At 66.2% G+C, this 19632-nt stretch carries 13 protein-coding genes; 6 read left to right on the plus strand and 7 right to left on the minus strand.

Annotated features, from left to right (window positions below; genetic code table 11):
* Positions 1 to 197 precede the first annotated feature (197 nt).
* Entirely contained in the window at positions 198 to 338 is a 141-nt protein-coding gene (locus EVC45_RS45635) for a hypothetical protein (RefSeq protein WP_168991486.1), read from the plus strand.
* Positions 339 to 382: 44 nt separating this feature from the next.
* Here EVC45_RS45635 and EVC45_RS15410 read toward each other — a convergent pair whose 3' ends face one another.
* The 6 genes from EVC45_RS15410 to ppc all read right to left on the minus strand — a co-directional run bounded on the left by EVC45_RS15410 (position 383) and on the right by ppc (position 9216).
* Positions 383 to 562, minus strand: a complete 180-nt coding sequence (locus tag EVC45_RS15410) for a hypothetical protein (protein ID WP_129958838.1) — start codon at positions 560 to 562, stop codon at positions 383 to 385.
* A gap of 233 nt (positions 563 to 795) precedes the next feature.
* Positions 796 to 2103 carry an MFS transporter gene (locus EVC45_RS15415; RefSeq protein ID WP_129958839.1) on the minus strand — a complete coding sequence of 436 codons (1308 nt, stop codon included), beginning with the start codon at positions 2101 to 2103 and terminating at the stop codon, positions 796 to 798.
* A 377-nt stretch (positions 2104 to 2480) separates the two neighbouring features.
* On the minus strand, positions 2481 to 2945 hold the full coding sequence (locus EVC45_RS15420) for an energy transducer TonB (protein WP_248295148.1): 465 nt from the start codon (positions 2943 to 2945) through the stop codon (positions 2481 to 2483).
* Between the two features lie 431 nt (positions 2946 to 3376).
* On the minus strand, positions 3377 to 4783 hold the full coding sequence (argH, locus tag EVC45_RS15425; protein WP_129958840.1) for an argininosuccinate lyase: 1407 nt from the start codon (positions 4781 to 4783) through the stop codon (positions 3377 to 3379).
* A gap of 182 nt (positions 4784 to 4965) precedes the next feature.
* Positions 4966 to 5778: a helix-turn-helix transcriptional regulator gene (locus EVC45_RS15430; protein WP_129958841.1), complete on the minus strand. Its 813-nt coding sequence runs from the start codon at positions 5776 to 5778 to the stop codon at positions 4966 to 4968.
* Between the two features lie 192 nt (positions 5779 to 5970).
* The gene (ppc, locus tag EVC45_RS15435; protein WP_129958842.1) at positions 5971 to 9216 is read right to left on the minus strand and encodes a phosphoenolpyruvate carboxylase; all 3246 of its coding nucleotides are present in this window, start codon (positions 9214 to 9216) and stop codon (positions 5971 to 5973) included.
* A 547-nt stretch (positions 9217 to 9763) separates the two neighbouring features.
* On the opposite strand from ppc, the gene hemC reads away from it, so the two are divergent.
* From hemC to EVC45_RS15460, 5 genes are all read left to right on the plus strand, one after another.
* Positions 9764 to 10762: a hydroxymethylbilane synthase gene (hemC, locus tag EVC45_RS15440; protein WP_129958843.1), complete on the plus strand. Its 999-nt coding sequence runs from the start codon at positions 9764 to 9766 to the stop codon at positions 10760 to 10762.
* Positions 10762 to 12753: a fused uroporphyrinogen-III synthase HemD/membrane protein HemX gene (hemDX, locus tag EVC45_RS15445; RefSeq protein ID WP_129958844.1), complete on the plus strand. Its 1992-nt coding sequence runs from the start codon at positions 10762 to 10764 to the stop codon at positions 12751 to 12753. The genes hemC and hemDX overlap by 1 nt, the downstream gene beginning before the upstream one ends.
* Positions 12754 to 12755: 2 nt before the next feature.
* Positions 12756 to 13946 carry a heme biosynthesis protein HemY gene (locus EVC45_RS15450; RefSeq protein WP_129958845.1) on the plus strand — a complete coding sequence of 397 codons (1191 nt, stop codon included), beginning with the start codon at positions 12756 to 12758 and terminating at the stop codon, positions 13944 to 13946.
* Positions 13947 to 14236: 290 nt separating this feature from the next.
* On the plus strand, positions 14237 to 15976 hold the full coding sequence (locus EVC45_RS15455) for a SulP family inorganic anion transporter (RefSeq protein WP_129958846.1): 1740 nt from the start codon (positions 14237 to 14239) through the stop codon (positions 15974 to 15976).
* Positions 15977 to 16072: 96 nt separating this feature from the next.
* On the plus strand, positions 16073 to 17806 hold the full coding sequence (locus EVC45_RS15460) for a diguanylate cyclase (protein ID WP_168991487.1): 1734 nt from the start codon (positions 16073 to 16075) through the stop codon (positions 17804 to 17806).
* A gap of 97 nt (positions 17807 to 17903) precedes the next feature.
* Here the strand turns inward: EVC45_RS15460 and EVC45_RS15465 are convergent, their stop codons facing one another.
* Positions 17904 to 19430 (minus strand): aldehyde dehydrogenase family protein, encoded by a 1527-nt coding sequence (locus EVC45_RS15465; protein WP_129958848.1) that lies wholly within the window; start codon positions 19428 to 19430, stop codon positions 17904 to 17906.
* Between the last annotated feature and the right edge of the window lie 202 nt (positions 19431 to 19632).

The following is a 19632-nucleotide window of genomic DNA, read 5'->3' on the forward strand; positions in this document are numbered from 1 at the left end:
GGCGGTGTTTTCCGCCATGGCGGCGATATCCGCCGGCAGCGCGGCGGGTCGATCGAACCCGCCGATCCGGCGCGCCGATCCTGTAACAGCTCGGTGATCTTCCCTTACAAATGGCAACGCTTGCCGCGGCGCGCATCGTGTCCAATCGGGTCATTCGGGGTTTGCGCTCGAATCAATCTGACTCGATGGAGAACAACATGAAACGCTTGATTCTGACTCTCGTGGCCGGCACGGTGCTCGCATCGGCACTCGGCGGCTGCGTCATTGCGCCGGCGCCGGGCTACTACTACGGCGGCGGTGGCTACTATCACCACGGCGGCGGCTACTACTACCGCTAAGCCGCGCGCCGTGCTCAGGCACGGGCAATCAGCCTCAGGCAGCCTCAGGCGACGAGCATTTCGAACGCGACCACCGCGGCAATGGCCGCGGCGTTCGCGGCGACAGCCTCGACGACGATACCTCTCCATGTCGCCGGACGGAAGCGCAGCGCGAGCAGCAGCGAGCCGAGCAAGGCCAGCGCGATGATCATCACGATATCGGCATTGTGAAGATGGACGTTCATGTGAATCTCCCTGATTTTTATAGGGTTATGTCAGGGAGTATAGGCAAGTCAAAAAGACGCGCAAGGCGGGGGATTCACCCGGGGCGGCCCGTGGAAATGGCGATGAAAAAATGCCCGCTCGATGCCGCCGAGGGCGCGTAAAAACCGCGTGCCCGGACGGCAACGATCGGGCATCGATCGCACCTTGGCAAACGCGCAGCGACGGAAGCGTCGTTCCGTCGATGCGCGTTACATCACTTCATCAGACTTTCGTTGCGCGTCTCGCGCATGCAAAGCACGCCGACCAGGCTCACGGCCGCCGCGACCGACACGTACGCGCCGACCCACGGCAAGCCGCCGTGCGCGGCGAGCACCTGCGCGATATACGGCGCGACCGACGCGCCGAGAATCCCGCCGAGGTTGTACGCGACACCGGCGCCCGTATAGCGGACGTTGGTCGGAAACAGCTCCGGCAGCAGCGCGCCCATCGGTGCGAACGTCACGCCCATCAGGAACAGCTGGATCACGAGAAACAGCAGCACCAGCAACGGCTCGCCGCTGCCGAGCAGCGGCGCCATCGTGAAGCCCGACAGGATCGCGGCGATGATGCCGACGATCAGCACCGGCTTGCGCCCGAAGCGGTCGCTCGCGCGGGCTGACAGCGGCGTCGCGAGCGCCATGAACACGACCGCGATGCACAACAGGCCGAGGAACGTCTGCCGCGGAATATGCAGCGACCCGACGCCGTACGACAGCGAGAAAGTTGTCGCGTTGTAGAACAGCGTGTAGCAGACCACCATCGCGAGCGCGCCGAGCACAGTGGGCTGCCAGTGCTGCGAGAACAGCGTCGCGATCGGCACGCGCACGCGTTCCTTGCGCTCGATCGCAGCCTGGAACGCGGGCGTTTCGGCAATCTTCAGCCGCACATACAGACCGAGCGCGACCAGCACCGAGCTGACGATGAACGGCACGCGCCAGCCCCAGCTACGGAACTGCTCGTCGGACAATGACAGCGCGAGCGCGAAGAACAGGCCGTTGGAGGCGAGAAAGCCGATCGACGGCCCGAGTTGCGGGAACATGCCGAACCAGCCGCGTTTGCCGGCCGGCGCGTTTTCGGTGGCGAGCAGCGCGGCGCCGCCCCATTCGCCGCCGAGGCCGATACCCTGGCCGAAGCGCAGCACGCACAGCAGGATCGGCGCGAGGCTGCCGATCGCGTCGTAGCCCGGCACGAAGCCGATCAGCGTGGTCGACAGGCCCATCACGAGCAGCGAAGCAACCAGAGTCGATTTGCGGCCGATGCGGTCGCCGAAGTGGCCGAACAGGAACGAGCCGATCGGTCGCGCGACGAACGCGATGCCGAACGTGACGAACGCCGACAGCGCCTGCGCGGTGGCCGAGCCATGCGGGAAGAATACCGGTCCGATGACGAGCGCCGCGGCGGTCGCGTAGACATAGAAATCGTAGAACTCGATCGCGGTGCCGATGAAGCTCGCGAAGATGATCCGCGCGCTACTGTTTTGCCCGCTTGCGGGCTGAGCCGCGGAAATCGGCGAAGTGGACATGCAGGGTCTCCAATTGTCGTGAGGCCGTGGGGCGCTGCGCCGTGCTTCGCAGACAGGCGGCGCGCGCGGGGGCGGCATCCTCGTTGAGGTATAGGTTTGGGCGCCGCGCGCGGGTGGCGCCGCGGCACTGCAGTCGGCTCATACGCCGCGCCGGCGGGTATGCGGACGGCGTGAGCCATGCCGGAAGGCTCCGGCGCAGGGAATCGGAAAATTATAGCGAGCGCGCTCGTTACGCAGCAATGGCGGCGTAAGCTCGTGCGGCGACGAGAGGGGCTTCATCAGCTACGCGCGATGACTCGAGCAGGTCGCGCGTGGCGAGCCCATACGCGCCGATGCGCGGCGTGGTGCGTGCGTGTCAGCGCAAGCGCAACCCACGCTCAGTCGTACGATTCCGCTTGCGGCGAGGCGAGCTCGCGCAACTGGAACTTGCCGTTGTCGTTGAACAGCCAGTCTTCGAACAGTTCGAGCTGGCCGCGGCCGTTCAGCAGCTTGCCGGGCGGCAGCGGCAGCGGCGCCGAGCGGCGCAGCGTCGCGAGCGCGGTGCTTTCGGCTTCGTCGTCGCCGTTCGTGCGATACACCTTTGACTCGACGATGTGGCCATTGCGATCGACCGTGAACGACACCACCACGAGCGAGCGCAGCATCGGCTGCGGTTTGCCTTGCAGCACATACGACGGATTGCGCTCGACGATTCGTCGTGCGACCGCGTCGCGGTATTGATCGAGCGTCACGCTGTTGATCGCGGCGACCGGTGTGCTGACGGTTTCGTGCGGCGCCAGCGGCGTGATCGTGCAACCGGCCACGGCGAGAACTCCGAGCGCGGCGAGCAATGTCCGTTGCATGCAAGCCGCCGCGAGCAGGCGCGAAGCCGAACGGAGAGGAACAGTAGGGAGAGAAGTGCGAGAGAGCATCATTGACAAGCCGCGAGGAGAGCCTGATTAAATGGTAGTCAAAAACCGCCACGATTCAATTGGCGTTCGCCCGCTGGATGCCTTTGCGCGTGACTCGCTGAAGCGCTTTGCTTGCCAATGTAATAGCCGGAAATATGCGCGGATTGGTCGGCGAGCGAAACCCGCCTACACTTTGATGGCCTCGTGCTGAGGCATCGGTGGAAGTCTTTTCAGCCCGCTTCTGGCGGGCTTTCTTTTGCCTGCGGCTCGCCGCTCACACGCGGCAATAAAAAAGGCGAACCCGCCAAACGGGTCCGCCTTTTCTTTATTGATTCAACGAACAACGCCGCAAGCAAAGTCTCACGGCGCTGCCCGGGTGTTGCTCACTTCAACGCCGCACGCGCCGCCTTCACCGCGGCCAGCACCTGCTCGGGCGCGGTGCCGCCCGGATGATTGCGGCTCGCCACCGAGCCCTCGAGCGTCAGATACGAGAACACGTCGTCACCGATCAGATGCGCGACGTTCGGCAGCTCGCTGCGCATTTCATCGAGCGTCAGGTCCGCGAGATCGCAGCCGCGATCGGCGCACACACGCACCGCGAGCGCGACGGCTTCGTGCGCGTCGCGGAACGGCAGGCCGCGCTTGACGAGATAGTCGGCGAGGTCGGTCGCGGTCGAGAAGCCTTGCAGCGCGGCGTCGCGCATCGCCTGCGGCTTGACCGTGATGCCGGCGACCATTTCGGCGAAGATGCGCAGCGTGTCGGCCACCGTATCGACGGTGTCGAACAGCGGCTCCTTGTCTTCCTGATTGTCCTTGTTGTACGCGAGCGGCTGGCCCTTCATCAGCGTGAGCAACGCCATCAGATGGCCGTTCACGCGGCCGGTCTTGCCGCGCGCGAGCTCGGGCACGTCCGGGTTCTTCTTCTGCGGCATGATCGACGAGCCGGTGCAGAAACGGTCGGCCAGATCGATGAAGCCGACGCGCGGGCTCATCCACAGCACCAGTTCTTCGGAGAAGCGCGACACGTGCGTCATCACCAGCGCGGACGCCGCCGTGAATTCGATCGCGAAGTCGCGGTCGGAAACCGCATCCAGCGAGTTTGCGCAGATGCCGTCGAAGCCGAGCGACTTCGCCACCGCGTGACGGTCGATCGGATAGCTGGTGCCGGCGAGCGCGGCCGCGCCGAGCGGCAGACGATTCACGCGCTTGCGGCAGTCGATCATGCGCTCGGCGTCGCGCGAGAACATCTCGACGTACGCGAGCAGATGGTGGCCGAACGTGACCGGCTGCGCGACCTGCAGGTGCGTGAAGCCCGGCATGATGGTCGATGCGTTCTTCTCGGCGATTTCGAGCAGCGCGACGCGCAACTCGGTGAGCAGTTCGCCGATGCGGTCGATCTCGCCGCGCAGCCACAGGCGGATGTCGGTCGCGACCTGGTCGTTGCGCGAGCGGCCGGTGTGCAGGCGCTTGCCCGCGTCGCCGATCAGCGCGGTCAGGCGCGCTTCGATGTTCAGGTGCACGTCTTCGAGATCGAGCTGCCATTCGAATTCGCCGCGCTCGATTTCACCCTTGATCTGCGTCATGCCGCGCTGGATCGCGGCGAGGTCGTCGGCGGAAATGATCTTCTGCGCGGCGAGCATCGATGCGTGCGCGAGCGACCCTTCGATGTCGACGAACGCCAGACGCTTGTCGAAGAAGACCGACGACGTGTAGCGTTTGACGAGCTCCGACATCGGCTCCGAGAAGCGAGCCGACCAGGCTTCGCCTTTTTTGTGCAGTTGGGACGTCATGGTGTTGGGCGGTAAGAACGAGCGGTGAAGAGGCTGGCAACACGAGTGCACGTGCCGTGCAAAAGCGTCGCCGCAGCGAAGAAAGACTGCGATTTTAACACCGGGCGTGGCCGGTCAAGACCCCGCGGCTGGTCTCGTACCCACTCGCACCCGCTGGCACCCATTACCCACCCATTACGCGCCTATTCGCGCACCAGCACCACCAGCTTCAGATCTTCGCGATGCGCGGGCTTGAACGTGATCTGGTCATAGACGATGCGCCCGTCGCGCGGATGGTTGAACTCGCGCCTGCCGCCCTCGCGCCCGCCGACGTCCTGCGAGGCCCAGTAGCGCGCGAACTCGTCGCTCGCGGCTGACAGCGAATCGATCAGCCCACGCGTCGGCGCATCGTTCAGATGGCGGATCGAGTCGGCGCGGAATTCGGCGGCGAGCCGCCGCGCGCGCGTTTCCCAATCGACGATCAACGCGCGCGCGGCCGGCTCGGTAAACGTGTAGCGCAGCAGGTTGCGGTCGTGCGTGCCGTCGAGCCAGCCGACGAACAGATCGGCCGCGCGCTCGTTCCACGCGAGCGCGTTCCATTGCCTGTCGAGCACGTAGGCCGGCGTGTCGACGAGCTGCACGGTCTGCAACAGTGTGGCGGGCGCATCGGCGGCGGCGGGATCGGGCTCGGCCGGATCGCGTTGCGCGGCCAGCTCGAACAGATACGCGCGCTCGGCGCGCGACAGCTGTAACGCAACCGCGATGCGCGCGAGCGCGTCGGCGGAAGCGGACACTGGCCGGCCCTGCTCGATCCACGTGTACCAGGTCGGGCTCACGCCGCACAGCTGCGCGACTTCCTCGCGCCGCAGACCGGGCGTGCGGCGGCGCGGCCCCGGCGGCAGACCGACCGCCTGCGGCGACAGCCGCTCGCGATGGGCGCGGATGAAGTCGCCGAGCGCGCGGGCCGGCGTGGCGTCGAGCGGCGGCGGGTGATCGGCGGAGGACGGCGTGATCATGCTATCGGCTGCGCGTGGAGGGGGAAATAGAGATACCAGAATAATCGTTCAACTTGTACTGGTACATGGCGGCCTCTATTGTAGCGGCTGGATTCGCGCAATGCGTTGTCGTCGATGATCGGCGCGCAATGAAAAAAGCCGGGTGTGGCCTGCCTCGGCCACACCCGGCTTTTGCTTGCTTCAGCGTCGACCTCAACCGGTATTGCGCAACCCGGCCGCGATCCCGTTGATGCTCAAATGAATGCCGCGCCGCACACGTGCATTCGTGTCGCCCGCGCGATAGCGTTTGAGCAGTTCGACCTGCAGGTGATTGAGCGGATCGAGATACGGGAAGCGGTTCTTGATCGAACGCGCGAGCAGCGGATTCTCGGCGAGCCGCTCGCTCTTGCCGGTGATCTCCGACAACACCTTCGACGTGCGTTCCCATTCCGCGACGATGCGCTCGAACACGTGCTTGCGCAGCTTCTTGTCGGTCACGAGCGCGGCATAACGCGACGCGACCGCGAGGTCGGTCTTCGCGATGACCATGTCCATGTTCGACATCAGGTTGGTAAAGAACGGCCAGCTCTTGTGCATCTTCTTCAGCAGCGCGAGACGGCGCGCGCGCTCGGCGTCGGACGGCGCGCTGTCCAGATGCTCGGCGACCGCGCTGCCGAAGCCGTACCAGCCCGTCAGCAGCAGCCGGCATTGGCCCCACGAGAAGCCCCACGGAATCGCGCGCAGATCCTCGATCTTGCGTTGCTTCGGATCCTGCAGCTTGCGCGACGCGGGGCGGCTGCCGATGTTCAGCTCGGCGATCTCCGCGATCGGCGTCGACTCGAAGAAGTACTCCTTGAAGCCCGGCGTTTCGTAGACCAGCGCGCGATACGTGGCCATCGCCGCATCGGACAGCTGCTGCATCGTTGCCTCGTACGCGGGCAGCTCGGCCAGCGTGTGATCGTGCGGCAGCAGCGACGCTTCGAGCGTCGCGGCCACGACGGTTTCCAGATTGCGCCGGCCGATCTCCGGATTCGCGAACTTGCTCGCGATCACTTCGCCCTGCTCGGTCAAACGGATCTGACCGTCGACGGTGCCCGGCGGCTGCGACAGGATGGCCTGGTAGGTCGGGCCGCCGCCGCGACCGACGGTGCCGCCGCGGCCATGGAACAGGCGCAGCGTCACGCCGCGTTCGTTGAACAGCGCGACGAGCGCCAGCTCCGCGCGATACAGCTCCCAGTTCGACGTCAGGAAGCCGCCGTCCTTGTTGCTGTCCGAGTAGCCGAGCATCACTTCCTGCTCGTTGCCCTGATGTTCGATCAGCGTGCTGATGCCCGGCAGCGCGATCAGATCGCGCATGATGTGCGGTGCGTTGCGCAGGTCGGGGATCGTCTCGAACAGCGGGATCACCATCAGGCCCGCGCGCGCGGGGTCGTGCTCGTCGCCGAGACGTCCGCGCAGCAGGCCGGTTTCCTTCTGCAGCAGCATCACCTCGACCAGATCGCTGACGGTCTCCGTGTGCGAAATGATGTAGTTGCGCACCGCGCGCGCGCCGAATTTTTCGCGCGTGATGCGCGCTTGCTCGAGCACCGCCAGCTCGCTCTTCACGAGCTCCGAGTAATCGGCGTAGGGCACCCGCAGCGTGCGCGGCTGCGCGAGCTCGGCGAGCAGCACGTTGAGCTTGTCCGCTTCAGACAACGCCGCGTAATCGTCCTCGACGCCCGCGCGCTTCAGCAACTCGGCGATCACCGCTTCGTGGATGTCGGAGCTTTGCCGCAGATCGATGCTCGCGAGATGAAAGCCGAACACTTCGCCCGCGCGCGCGAGCGGCGCGAGACGCGGCGCGGTGAGCGGCGCGCCGTGATGTTCGGCGAGCGAATCCATCAGCACGTGCAGGTCGCGCACGAAGTCGGCGGCGTCGTCATAGGGAATCGCGCGGATCGGCGCGACGCCGCGGCCGGCGCTGCGCAGCGGCACGGCGCCTTCGCCGAGACGCACGCGCGCGCTCGCCGCGAGCCGCGTGTAGATGCCGATCAGCGCGCGACGGTACGGCTCGTCGGTGCGGTGCGGCGAGTGATCGGGCGAGGTATCCGCGAGCTTCTTCAGCGCATCGCTCGCGCCGACGAGCAGGTTGGACATCGAGAGCTCCTCGCCGAGCTTGTGCACCTGCACCAGGTAGTGCTCGAAAATCACCGCGGCCTGACGGGTGATCGCGTTTTCGAGCGTTTCGGCGGTGACGTTCGGATTGCCGTCGCGATCGCCGCCGATCCAGCTGCCCATCTGGAAGAACGGCGGCAGGCGTGCTTCGAGGCCATGCTCCTTCAGCGCCTCCTCGATGTCGGCGTACAGCGCCGGCAGTTCTTCGAGGAAAGTGCTGCGGTAGTACGACAGCGCGTTCTCGATTTCGTCGGCGACCGTCAGACGCGCGTCGCGCAGCATCCGCGTTTGCCACAGCGACGTGACGCGCGCGCGCAGCATCGCTTCGTTGTGCGCGCGCTCGCGGTTCGTCAGCGGCTGGTCGCGCTCGGCGAGCAGATGCGCGATGTCGTGCTGCGCGTCGAGAATGCTCTTGCGCTGCACTTCGGTCGGGTGCGCGGTCAGCACCGGCATGATCAGCGCGTCGTCGAAAAACTTCTGCAGCACCGGCGTCGCGGCGGCACCGGCCGCGGTGAGCCGCTCGAGCGCATGGGCGATCGTGCCCGGCTGCGAGGCCGAGCCCGCCAGCGCGTGAATCCGGTGACGGCGGTTGCGGTGACGGTCCTCGGCGATGTTCGCGAGATGCGAAAAGTAGCTGAACGCGCGCACCACGCTGACGGTCTGCTCGGGCGTCAGCGTGCGCAGCTTCTTGTCGAGCGTCTGCGCGGCGGCGCTGTCGTCTTCGCGACGGAAACGCACTGCGGTCTGCCGGATCGTCTCGACGACGTCGAACACCGCGTCGCCTTCCTGCTCGCGCAGCACGTCGCCGAGCAGGCGGCCGAGATAGCGGATGTCCTGGAACAGCGGGTGGTCCTTGTCCTCGCGCGTGCGGCCGGCGCTCTTCGCGGTCGGCGCGGCGGCGGACTCAGCCGGCGACACGGCTTGCAGCTTCGGCGTTTTCGGGGCGCGCGACGGCGTTGCGTCGCCTGCGGACTTGACCTTGACCTTGGCCGGCTTGCGCGCGGTGGCCGAGGTCGCGGCCTGTTCAGCCTTGCTGGCCTTGCCGGCCCTGGTCGCCTTTTGCGCCTTGTCCTGCTTGACGGGCACCGAGGTTTGCGCGGCCTTCGGGGCTTTGGTGGCGCGAGCGGCGAGGGCGCGGCGCTTCGCGCGCGGGTCGGCGCGCGTGTCGTCAGGTTGAGCGACGCTCGACGCTATGCCGTGCGCGGCAGCGTCGGACAGGGCGTCAGGCGCCGCGGCGTCGGCCGGGCGAGCGGTGGGCGAGGCAGTGTTGCGGCGGGCGGGGCGCGCCGATCCGGAAGACGTCACGATGAGTTACCTCAGGGAAGCCAGAGTCTGTTGATTGATGAACTGCGACTGCGGAACTGCAACCAGCGAGTGCAACGTGAACTGCGTGCAACAGGGACTGCGGAACGGACTACAAGACGGACGGACTGCTAGTGGGACTGCAACGGGGACTCGAAACGGCGACTGCAACGGCGCTTGTTCGAGCCACCACGGAGCGACCAGCGCGCGCCGCGCCACCTATGAGGAACGACGCAAGCGCTGCCGATCGCGCGATGCCGACGGGGGAGATAGGAGCCACGGGCTGCCAGCCCGCGCTGGGACCGAACACGCGGCAGGCAGTGCCGCAGCATGTTCGCCGCATTGCATCATCCCGCATGCCGCCGCGCGGTGCGCGAACGACCGTGCGTGACGAGGCGCAATGGGGGCCGCCGCGCGCTGCGCGAAGCCCGTCTCCTCCGTCGATACCGCTTGCGCACGGCGCTCCGCAATGCCCTGGAACCCAAGGGCGCGAACGAGGGCGCGTGCTAACATTGATTGTTATTCCATCCCGAGATCAAGCAGCAAGCTAATGAACACCGAGACGTCTTCCACGCCACCCCACACGCTTGTGATTGCGTCGCGAGAGAGCCGCCTTGCCATGTGGCAAGCCGAGCATGTGCGATGTGCGCTGCACAAATTATATCCATCTTGTGACGTAAAAATCCTCGGAATGACGACACGTGGTGATCAGATTCTCGATCGCACGCTGTCGAAGGTTGGTGGTAAGGGGCTCTTCGTCAAAGAGCTCGAAGCCGCGCTCGCCGATGGCCGCGCCGACCTCGCGGTGCATTCGCTGAAAGACGTGCCGATGGAGTTGCCCGCCGGTTTCGCGCTGTCCACGATCATGGAGCGCGAGGATCCGCGCGACGCGCTCGTGTCCAATCAGTACGACTCGCTCGCCGCGTTGCCGGCCGGTGCCGTGGTCGGCACTTCGAGCCTGCGGCGCGAGGCGATGCTGCGCATGCGCTATCCGCATCTCGACGTGCGGGCGTTGCGCGGCAATCTCGATACGCGGCTCGCCAAGCTCGATCGCGGCGACTACGCGGCGATCATTCTGGCCGCGGCCGGTCTGAAGCGTCTCGGTCTCGCCGAGCGGATCCGCGCGTTGCTCGATCCTGACGACAGTCTGCCCGCGGCGGGCCAGGGCGCGCTCGGCATCGAGATTCGCGCCGATCGCGCGGACCTCGCCGGATGGCTCGCGCCGCTGCATCATCAGCACACGGCCGCGGCCGTCGAAGCGGAGCGCATGGTGTCGCGCGCGCTCGGCGGCAGCTGCGAGGTGCCGCTCGCCGCCTACGCAACCTGGGGCGACGGCGCGCTGCATTTGCGCGGCATCGTCGCGACGCCGGACGGTCAGCGGGTGTTGAGCGCGCAGGCGTCGGCGCCGGCGCCCACGACCGAACGCGCACTCGCGCTCGGCCGGGAAGTGGCGGACTCGCTCGCGCAGCAGGGCGCGCTCGACATCGTCCGCGCGCTCAGTACGGCGAGCGGTCCCGCGGCCGCGCCCGGCACGGCGGCCAGCGAGTGATGGCCGCCGTCACGCCGCAGAGGGCACCGTTCACGGTCGTGATCACGCGGCCGGCCGGTCAGTCGAGCGAACTCGTCGAACGGCTCGAAGCAGCCGGACTCGCGCCGCTCGACTTCCCGCTGATCGACATTGCGCCCGTCATCGACGACGCGCCGTTGTGCGACGCGCTCGCGTCGCTCGAACGCTACGCGCTGGTCGTGTTCGTGTCGCCGAACGCGGTCGATCACGCGTTCTCGCGGCGCCACGATATCTGGCCGCACGCGCTGCCGATCGGCGTGGTCGGCCCGGGCAGCGTGCATGCGCTCGCGCGCCACGGCGTCAGCGCGCCCGAGCATCGCGTGATCAGCCCCGCGGCGGGCGCCGACGACGAATCGACGAGCTTCGACTCCGAGAGCCTGTATGCCGCGATCGAGGCGCAGCTGGGCGACGCGGGCCTCGAAGGCAAGCGCGTGCTGATCGTGCGCGGCGACGGCGGCCGCGAATGGTTGAGCGAGCGTCTGCGCGAAGCCGGCGCCGAAGTCGACGCGGTGGCCGCGTACCGGCGCATCGTGCCGGAGCCGTCGATCGGCGCATGGGCGCGCGTGCACGAACTGCTCGCGGGCATGCCGCACGCATGGCTCGTGACCAGCTCCGAGGGCGTACGCAATCTGCACGAACTCGCGAACGAACATCTGACCGCCGGCGAGATCGAGCAGCTCAAACACGCGCCGCTCGTCACGCCGCACCCCCGCATCGCGCAGACCGCGCGGGCATTGGGTTTTGATAGGATTACGGTGTCCGGCGCGGGCGACGAGCGCATAGTCCGAGCCCTCGTTGCCGCGGCCGCCGTGCCTCCCGTCGTCCAACCGGTATCGTCCAACCCGGCTCAACCACGCATGACTGAAACGAACGCATCCACGAACGCCTCACCCCAGCCGCCGGCAAGCGCCGCCTTGCCGCCGAACCAACCCTTCACGCCGTTCGAAGCGCAAAAGCGCCGCAGCACGAGCGGACCGCTGCTGTGGTTTGTCATCGTGGTCATCGCGTGCGCGGCGGGCGTGGGCGGCTTCGCGATGAACCGCAAGCTGGTGCGCACCGAGCAGGAACTCGCGCAGCGTCAGCAGGCCAACGACACGCAGGCGAACGAGTTGCGCATCAAGATCGACCAGGCGCTCGCCACCGTGCATCAATCGGACTCGCAGGTCGCGCAGCTCGAAGGCAAGCTCGCCGATGCGCAGGCCGGGCAACAGGCGCTGCAGCAGCAGTACGCGGATCTCGCGCGCAATCGCGACGACTGGACCTTCGCCGAAGTCGGGCAGATGCTGTCGGCCGCGAGCCAGCAGTTGCAGCTGACCGGCAATACGCAGCTCGCGCTGTTCGCGCTGCAAAGCGCCGATACGCGCCTCGCCGCGTCGGACAGCCCGCAGGCGGTCGCGGTGCGCAAGGCGATCGCGCAAGACATCGACAAGCTGAAGGCCGCGCCGTCCACCGATCTCACCGGCCTCGCCATCAAGCTCGACAACGCGATCGATCACGTCGACGCTCTGCCGCTGTCGGGCGAAGCGCCGATCCCGCATGCGACGCCGCATGCGGCCACGTGGGCCGACACCGCGAAGGTGGCCGCGGCCACCGGCAAGCCGCGCTGGGAAGTGTGGATCGACGAGGTCACGCACGGCATCGGCGAGCAGCTGACGAGCCTCGTGCAGGTGCGTCGCATCGATAACGCCGACGCGATGCTGGTCACGCCGGATCAAGGCTACTTCGTGCGCGAGAACCTGAAGCTGCGTCTGCTGTCGGCGCGCCTCGCGCTGCTGTCGCGTAACCAGACCACGCTGAAGTCCGATTTGCAGGCGGCGCAGTCCGCGTTGACGCGCTACTTCGACGCGTCGTCGAAAGATACGCAGACGGTCATCGATCTGGTCAAGCAGGTGGACGCCGGTTCGGCCGCGGTCGAGCTGCCGAACCTCGACACGAGCCTGCAGGCCGTCAATCAATACCGGAACCGGGGTTAATCATGGCGATCCGGGGACTTCTATGGCTCGCGGCGCTGTTCGCCGTCGCGGTCGTGCTCGCGGTGGGCGGGCGCTTCGACGCGGGGCAGGTGCTGCTGATCTATCCGCCTTACCGCGTCGACATGTCGCTGAATCTGTTCGTCGTCGGGCTGGTGGTGCTGTTCATCCTGCTCTACGCGCTGTTGCGCATCATCCGCAATATCTGGCGCATGCCGCAGCGCGTCGCCGCATACCGCGCACGTTCGCGTGTCGCGAAGGCGCACGCGGCGTTGCGCGACGCGATCGGCAACCTGTACGCGGGGCGTTTCTCGCGCGCGGAAAAGGCCGCCAAGGATGCGCTCACGAACGGCGACAACAAGGGCGCGGCCGGTTTGATCGCGGCGACCGCCGCGCATCGCATGCATGAGTACGCGCGGCGCGACGAATGGCTCGCGCAGATCGACGAGGCCGACTGGCAGGACGCGCGCCTGATGGCCACCGCCGACATGCGCGCCGACGGCCGCGACGCCGACGGCGCGCTCAACGCGCTGACCGAGATGCAATCGCAGGGCGCGCGGCGCATCCACGCGCAGCAGATCATGCTGCGTGCGCAACAGCAGCTGAAGAACTGGGGCGAAGTGCTCAAGCTCGTGAAGACGCTGGAGAAGCGCGAGGCGATCCATCCGGCGGTCGCGGTGCGGCTGCGTCAGCAGGCGGCGGAGAATCTGCTGCGCGATCGTCGCCACAACGCGGACGCGCTGCTCGAATTGTGGAGTTCGCTGTCGACCACCGAGCGTCATTCGCCGCGCCTCGCCGATACCGCCGCCGAACTGCTGGTCGCGTTGAACCGTCCGCAGGAGGCGCGCAAGATCGTCGAGGAAGCGCTTGCGCAGAACTGGGATGCGCGCCTGTTGCGCCGCTATCCGGATACCGCCGGCGGCGATGCGCTGCCGCTGATCCAGAAGGCCGAGGCGTGGCAAAAGGAGCGGCCGGAAGACGCGGACCTGATGTTCGCGTTGGGGCGCCTGTGCCTGCATCAGCAGTTGTGGGGCAAGGCGCAGTCGTTCCTCGAGCGCGCGCTGAAGCTCGCCGACAACGAGACGCTGAAGATCCGCTCGCATCGCGCGCTCGCACGTCTGCACGAGCAGCTAGGCGATGCCGACAAGGCGAGCCAGCACTATCGCGAGAGTGCGTTGGCGATGAACGTGACGTGAGTTCGGCGTTTTCGGCGACGCGCTGAAACGCGCAAGCCTCCGTCACCGCTACCTGATGGCCGCAGCCCCGCGCTGCGGCCGTTTGTTTTTCCGGCGCCGCGCGCGAGATCAGCTCGCCGCTGCGCGACGCGAGCAGGATCAACAATTCCGGCGTGCGCGATTGGCGGCGTCGATGACGCCCAGCCGGGCGGCCCGATCCCTGTCACCGACGGAAGGTCTGGACTATCCTACGAATGACAGTACCGCCCACAATCCGTGGCGCGGCGTCCCCGACTGCGGACATTCCAACCATGGAAGCGGACAGGCCCGTTCCTCACAAAGAACAGACTGCTGCGATCAGCGCACGCCACTGGATGCGCTGGCTGCCCGGACTGACGGTGCTCAGGACGTACCGGCTGAGCTGGCTGCCGAGCGATCTGACGGCGGGACTGGTCTTGACCACGATGCTGGTGCCGGTCGGGATCGCTTACGCGGAGGCATCCGGCGTCCCTGGCGTGTACGGTCTCTACGCGACGATCGTCCCGCTGCTGGCGTATGCGCTGTTCGGCCCGAGCCGGATTCTCGTGCTCGGCCCCGACTCCGCGCTCGCCGCTCCGATACTGGCGGTGGTCGTGCAAATCGCGGCGGGCGACCCGTCGCGCGCAATTGCTGCAGCGAGCATGATGGCGATCGTGTCCGGCCTGTTCTGTATCGTGATGGGCTTGCTGCGGCTTGGCTTCATCACCGAGCTGCTGTCGAAGCCCATTCGGTACGGCTACATGAACGGCATTGCGCTCGCCGTGCTGATCAGTCAGTTGCCCAAACTGTTTGCGATCTCGATCGACGAGGGCGGACCGTTGCGGGACATCGTGAGTCTCGTGCAGGCCATCGCCGACGGCAAGTCCAACTGGTACAGCTTCGCGGTGGGCGCAGGGAGCCTTGTGCTGATCCTGTTTCTGAAGCGCTTCGAAAAGCTGCCGGGCATCCTGATCGCTGTGATCGTCGCGACGTTGTGCGTGACCGCACTGCACCTCGATAGCGTCGGCGTGAAAGTGCTCGGCAAGATTCCTCAAGGCTTGCCGACTTTTGCGCTGCCGTGGGTCACCGACGCCGATCTGGTCAAGATACTGCTCGGCGGCTGCGCGGTCGCGCTGATCTCGTTCGCGGATACCAGCGTGCTGTCGCGGACTTTCGCGGCACGTTTTCGCAGTCGCGTCGACCCCAATCAGGAGATGGTCGGGCTCGGCGCGGCCAACCTTGCGGCCGGCCTGTTCCACGGCTTCCCGATCAGCAGCAGTTCGTCGCGCACGCCGGTCGCCGAGGCGGCGGGCGCGAAGACGCAACTGACGGGCGTCGTCGGCGCGCTGGCGGTCGCGGTGCTGCTGATGGCCGCGCCCAACCTGATGCGCTACCTGCCCAACAGCGCGCTCGCCGCGGTCGTCATCGCGGCGGCGATCGGTCTGTTCGAGATCACGGACCTGAAGCGGATCTTCCGCATCCAGCAATGGGAGTTCTGGCTGTCGATGGCCTGCTTTGCCGGCGTCGCGGTGTTCGGCGCGATTCCCGGCATCTGCGTCGCGGTAGTGATCGCGGTCATCGAATTTCTGTGGGACGGCTGGCGACCGCACTATGCGGTGCTCGGTCGCGTTGAGGGTTTGCGCGGCTATCACGACCTGCAGCGCTATCCGCATGCCGAGCGCATCCCCGGACTCGTGCTGTTTCGCTGGGATGCACCGCTGTTCTTCGCGAACGCCGAGCTGTTTCAGGAGCGCCTGCTCGAAGCCGTCGCGGAATCGCCGGCGCCGGTACGGCGCGTGGTCGTGGCGGCCGAACCGGTGACGAGCGTTGACGTCACCTCCGCCGACATGCTGCGGGAACTGACGCGCACGCTCGATGAGCGCGGGATTGCGCTGCACTTTGCGGAGATGAAGGATCCGGTTCGCGACAAGCTCAGGCGCTTCGAGCTGAGCGATCTGCTTGGCGATGCATGCTTTCATCCGACGGTCGGCAGTGCGGTAGATAGTTATGTCGAGGTGGCTGGGAACGGTTAGCGCGTGGTGGGCGCGGCGATGGTCGACGCGTGCCTCGCTCTGAGGCGCTTGTACGGTGGATTTTCGGACCTGGAGCTGGATCACCGGAGAACAGGTATGCGCGTGCGGTCCGCTGCAGAAACGCGTGCAAAAACGACTGCCAAAGAGGTTTGGCACCGCGCCAGTTCACGTCCACGGCGTACCGTGATCCTGTGTTTCGCCGTGGTATTCGTTGTCACCTTGATTCTTGCCGTCCACCAATATTTTCTCGTGCGTGCCCGGGAACTCGATAACCGCTCGCATCGACTCGACATTCAGGCGAGAGTTCTGGATGTCGCGGTCCGCAATAACAGGCAGCACTTGCAGTTTCTTCGCGAGAGTGGCGAGCGGTTCCTCGCGGACCGCGCGGCGCAGCCCGATCGAACTGCGGATGCCTCGGTCCAGGCAGTACTGCAGGCGCAGGACGAGCGAGTCTGGAATCTTCAGGTCGGCGTTACCGACGCCCCCATCCGGGGTGTCGGCACACAGCAGCTTGCGGTGATTCCCGGTTTGCACCGCGACGAGCCCAGGTTTCTCGAGGACCTGCGGCTCGCCCAATTGATGAGCCGGCTGCTTGCCGTGCAATTCCCGATGGGCACGGGTCTCGAACGCGCGGTATTTGCGTCGCCGACCGGTGTCGTGGTCGCCTACCCGGCCATTGACGACGACGAAGTCGTCCGAATCCTGCAAACGTTCGGCAGTTCGCGCCTGTTGCAGCTCGCCAACCAGCACCCGCTCGCCTACGAGGTCACTTTCGATCCGATTCGCGGGCGCAAGAATCCGGCAGAACCTCGTCTGCTGTTCGGAACCCCGGTGATGAGCAACGGCGTGGTTCGCGGCCTTCTGTTCTTCGTCATCCCGCAACGCATCGTTCAGGATTACCTGCGGACCGACACCACACCGGACGAAACTCATGCGGTGATCGACCGAAGCTGGACACCGATTGCAACGAGCGGGATCGCCTTAGCCGCGGAGCATGACAATTGGCTCGAGACTCTGCCGCCGCGGTGGCATACGCTCTCCGCTTCGACGCTGTTTCAAACAGGCACGGGGATGCTGAGTGCCGGGCAGGACTTTCTCTTATTCCGCAAGCTGGAGACGGCCGATCTCTTATTGGTCGATCATGTTCCCGCTGCGTCCGTATTCCGCGCAGTCGTCCATTTGAGCAGCGCGCTGTTTGCCGGGGTGTGGCTACTCATGGCATTCCTGCTGTGGTCCACGCTGTTCGTCGTCGACCGCCTTCTCTCTACGCAGATGGCACTCAACCAGCGCTTGCGGGAATTGTCGCTCGCGGACCCGCTGACCGGTCTCGCGAACCGCCGTCGTTTGAACGAGGAATTCGGCGCACTGGCGCGGCGCGACGTCGAGCGCCGCATCGCGCTGCTGATGATCGATATCGACCATTTCAAGCGGGTCAACGACACCTGGGGGCACGCGGCCGGAGACGAGACGCTGAAGCACCTGGCCGATGTGGTCAAGCTCACCGTGCGCCCGGGGGATCTGATGGCACGGCTAGGCGGCGAGGAGTTCTGTGTGCTGTTGCCCGATACGAACGCGGACGACGCCGCCCGGATTGCCGAGCGCGTGCGCGAGGCCGTCGCCGGCAATGCCTGCGTTCTTCAGGAGGCGACGTTGCTGCGTTCGGCGCCGGGCCGTGAAATCCGCTTCACGATTTCGATCGGCGCGGCGGAGAGGATCGCGGACGACTGCCGCGACCTCGAGCGGCTGATTGCGGTCGCGGACCAGCGACTGTACGCCGCGAAGGCGAGCGGGCGAAACAGGGTGGTGGCATGCGAGTCCACGCAAAGCTGACTCGCGCTCGAAGGAGCGCCGCCGCGAGATTGCGGCGGCCATGTGCGCGCGACCACGTTGGTCGGCGCGCGTCGCCGGTGGACGACGCGCCCTTCGCTTAGAAGAACCCGAGCGCCTCCGCCTGATAGCTGACCAGCAGACACTTCGTCTGCTGATAGTTCGACAACGCCATCTTGTGCGTTTCGCGCCCGATCCCCGACTGCTTGTAGCCTCCGAATGCCGCGTGCGCCGGATACAGGTGGTAGCAGTTGGTCCACACGCGTCCTGCCTCGATCTCGCGTCCCATCTTGTAGGCGCGGGTGCCGTCACGCGTCCACACGCCGGCCCCCAGGCCATAGTACGTGTCGTTCGCGAGTTCGATCGCCTGCTGTTCGTCCTTGAACGTCATCACCGAGGCGACCGGCCCGAAGATTTCCTCCTGGAACACGCGCATATCGTTGTTGCCGAACAGCATCGTCGGCTTCACGTAGAAGCCCTCGCCGAGACCGGCCCCGGGCGTGGCGCGCTCGCCGCCGACGAGGCACTGCGCCCCTTCGTCCCGGCCGATGTCGATGTACGACAGGATCTTGTCGAGCTGCTGCTGCGACGCCTGCGCGCCGATCATCGTTTCGAGGTTCAGCGGATGGCCGGCCTTGATGCGTTGCACACGGGCAATCGCCTTCTCGATAAAGCGCTCGTAGATGGACTCCTGGACCAGCACGCGCGACGGGCACGTGCACACTTCGCCCTGATTCAGCGCGAACATCGCGAGACCTTCGAGCGCCTTGTCGAGGAACGCGTCGTCGCGATCGAGCACGTCGGCGAAGAAGATGTTCGGGCTCTTGCCGCCGAGTTCGACCGTCGACGGGATCAGGTTGTCCGCGGCTGCGTGCAGGATGCGCTTGCCGACCGGCGTCGAACCCGTGAACGCGATCTTCGCGATGCGCTTGCTGGTGGCGAGCGCTTCGCCCGCTTCCTTGCCGAAGCCGTTGACGATATTGACGACTCCGGCAGGGAACAGGTCACCGATCAGCTCGATCAGCACCAGTACCGAAGCCGGCGTCTGCTCGGCGGGCTTCATCACGACGCAGCAGCCGGCCGCGAGCGCGGGGGCGAGCTTCCATGCGGCCATCAGCAGCGGAAAATTCCACGGGATGATCTGACCCACCACGCCAGCCGGCTCGTGAAAGTGATAGGCGACCGTGTTGTCGTCGATCTCCGAGATGCCGCCTTCCTGCGCGCGGACGCAGCCGGCGAAATAGCGGAAATGATCGACGGCGAGCGGCAGGTCCGCAGCCATCGTTTCGCGCAGCGGCTTGCCGTTGTCGATCGTCTCGGCGACCGCGAGCAGCTTCAGGTTCTTTTCCATCCGCTCGGCGACCGCGAGCAGCAGGTTCGCGCGCTCCGTCACCGACGTCTTCGCCCATTTGCGGCGCGCCGCGTGCGCGGCGTCGATGGCGAGATCGATGTCCGCGGCGCCCGAACGGGGCACGCGACAAAACGGCTGCCCGTTGATCGGCGACACGTTGTCGAAATAGTCGCCGCCGACCGGCGCGACCCACTTGCCGCCGATATAGTTTTCGTAACGCTGGCGATACGGATATTCGATGTCGATGCCGAGGGCTTTCAGGTCAAATGGATTCATCACTTGTCTCCGTTTTGTGATGGTGATCGGGTGACTGCACGGGACCACATGAGGCACGAACCGTACCAATGCATCGAGGTGCGAAATTTCAGGAGATGCGGTGGGCCGGATAGGCGGAAGTGTTCCGTTCTGGAACAGTTGCGCGGGCAGCGGGTGTTCAGAAACGCCGCAGATTCACCCGCCGCTGACGCAGATCAAGGAT

The organism is Paraburkholderia sp. UYCP14C (genome assembly GCF_004197395.1).
GTDB lineage: Bacteria > Pseudomonadota > Gammaproteobacteria > Burkholderiales > Burkholderiaceae > Paraburkholderia.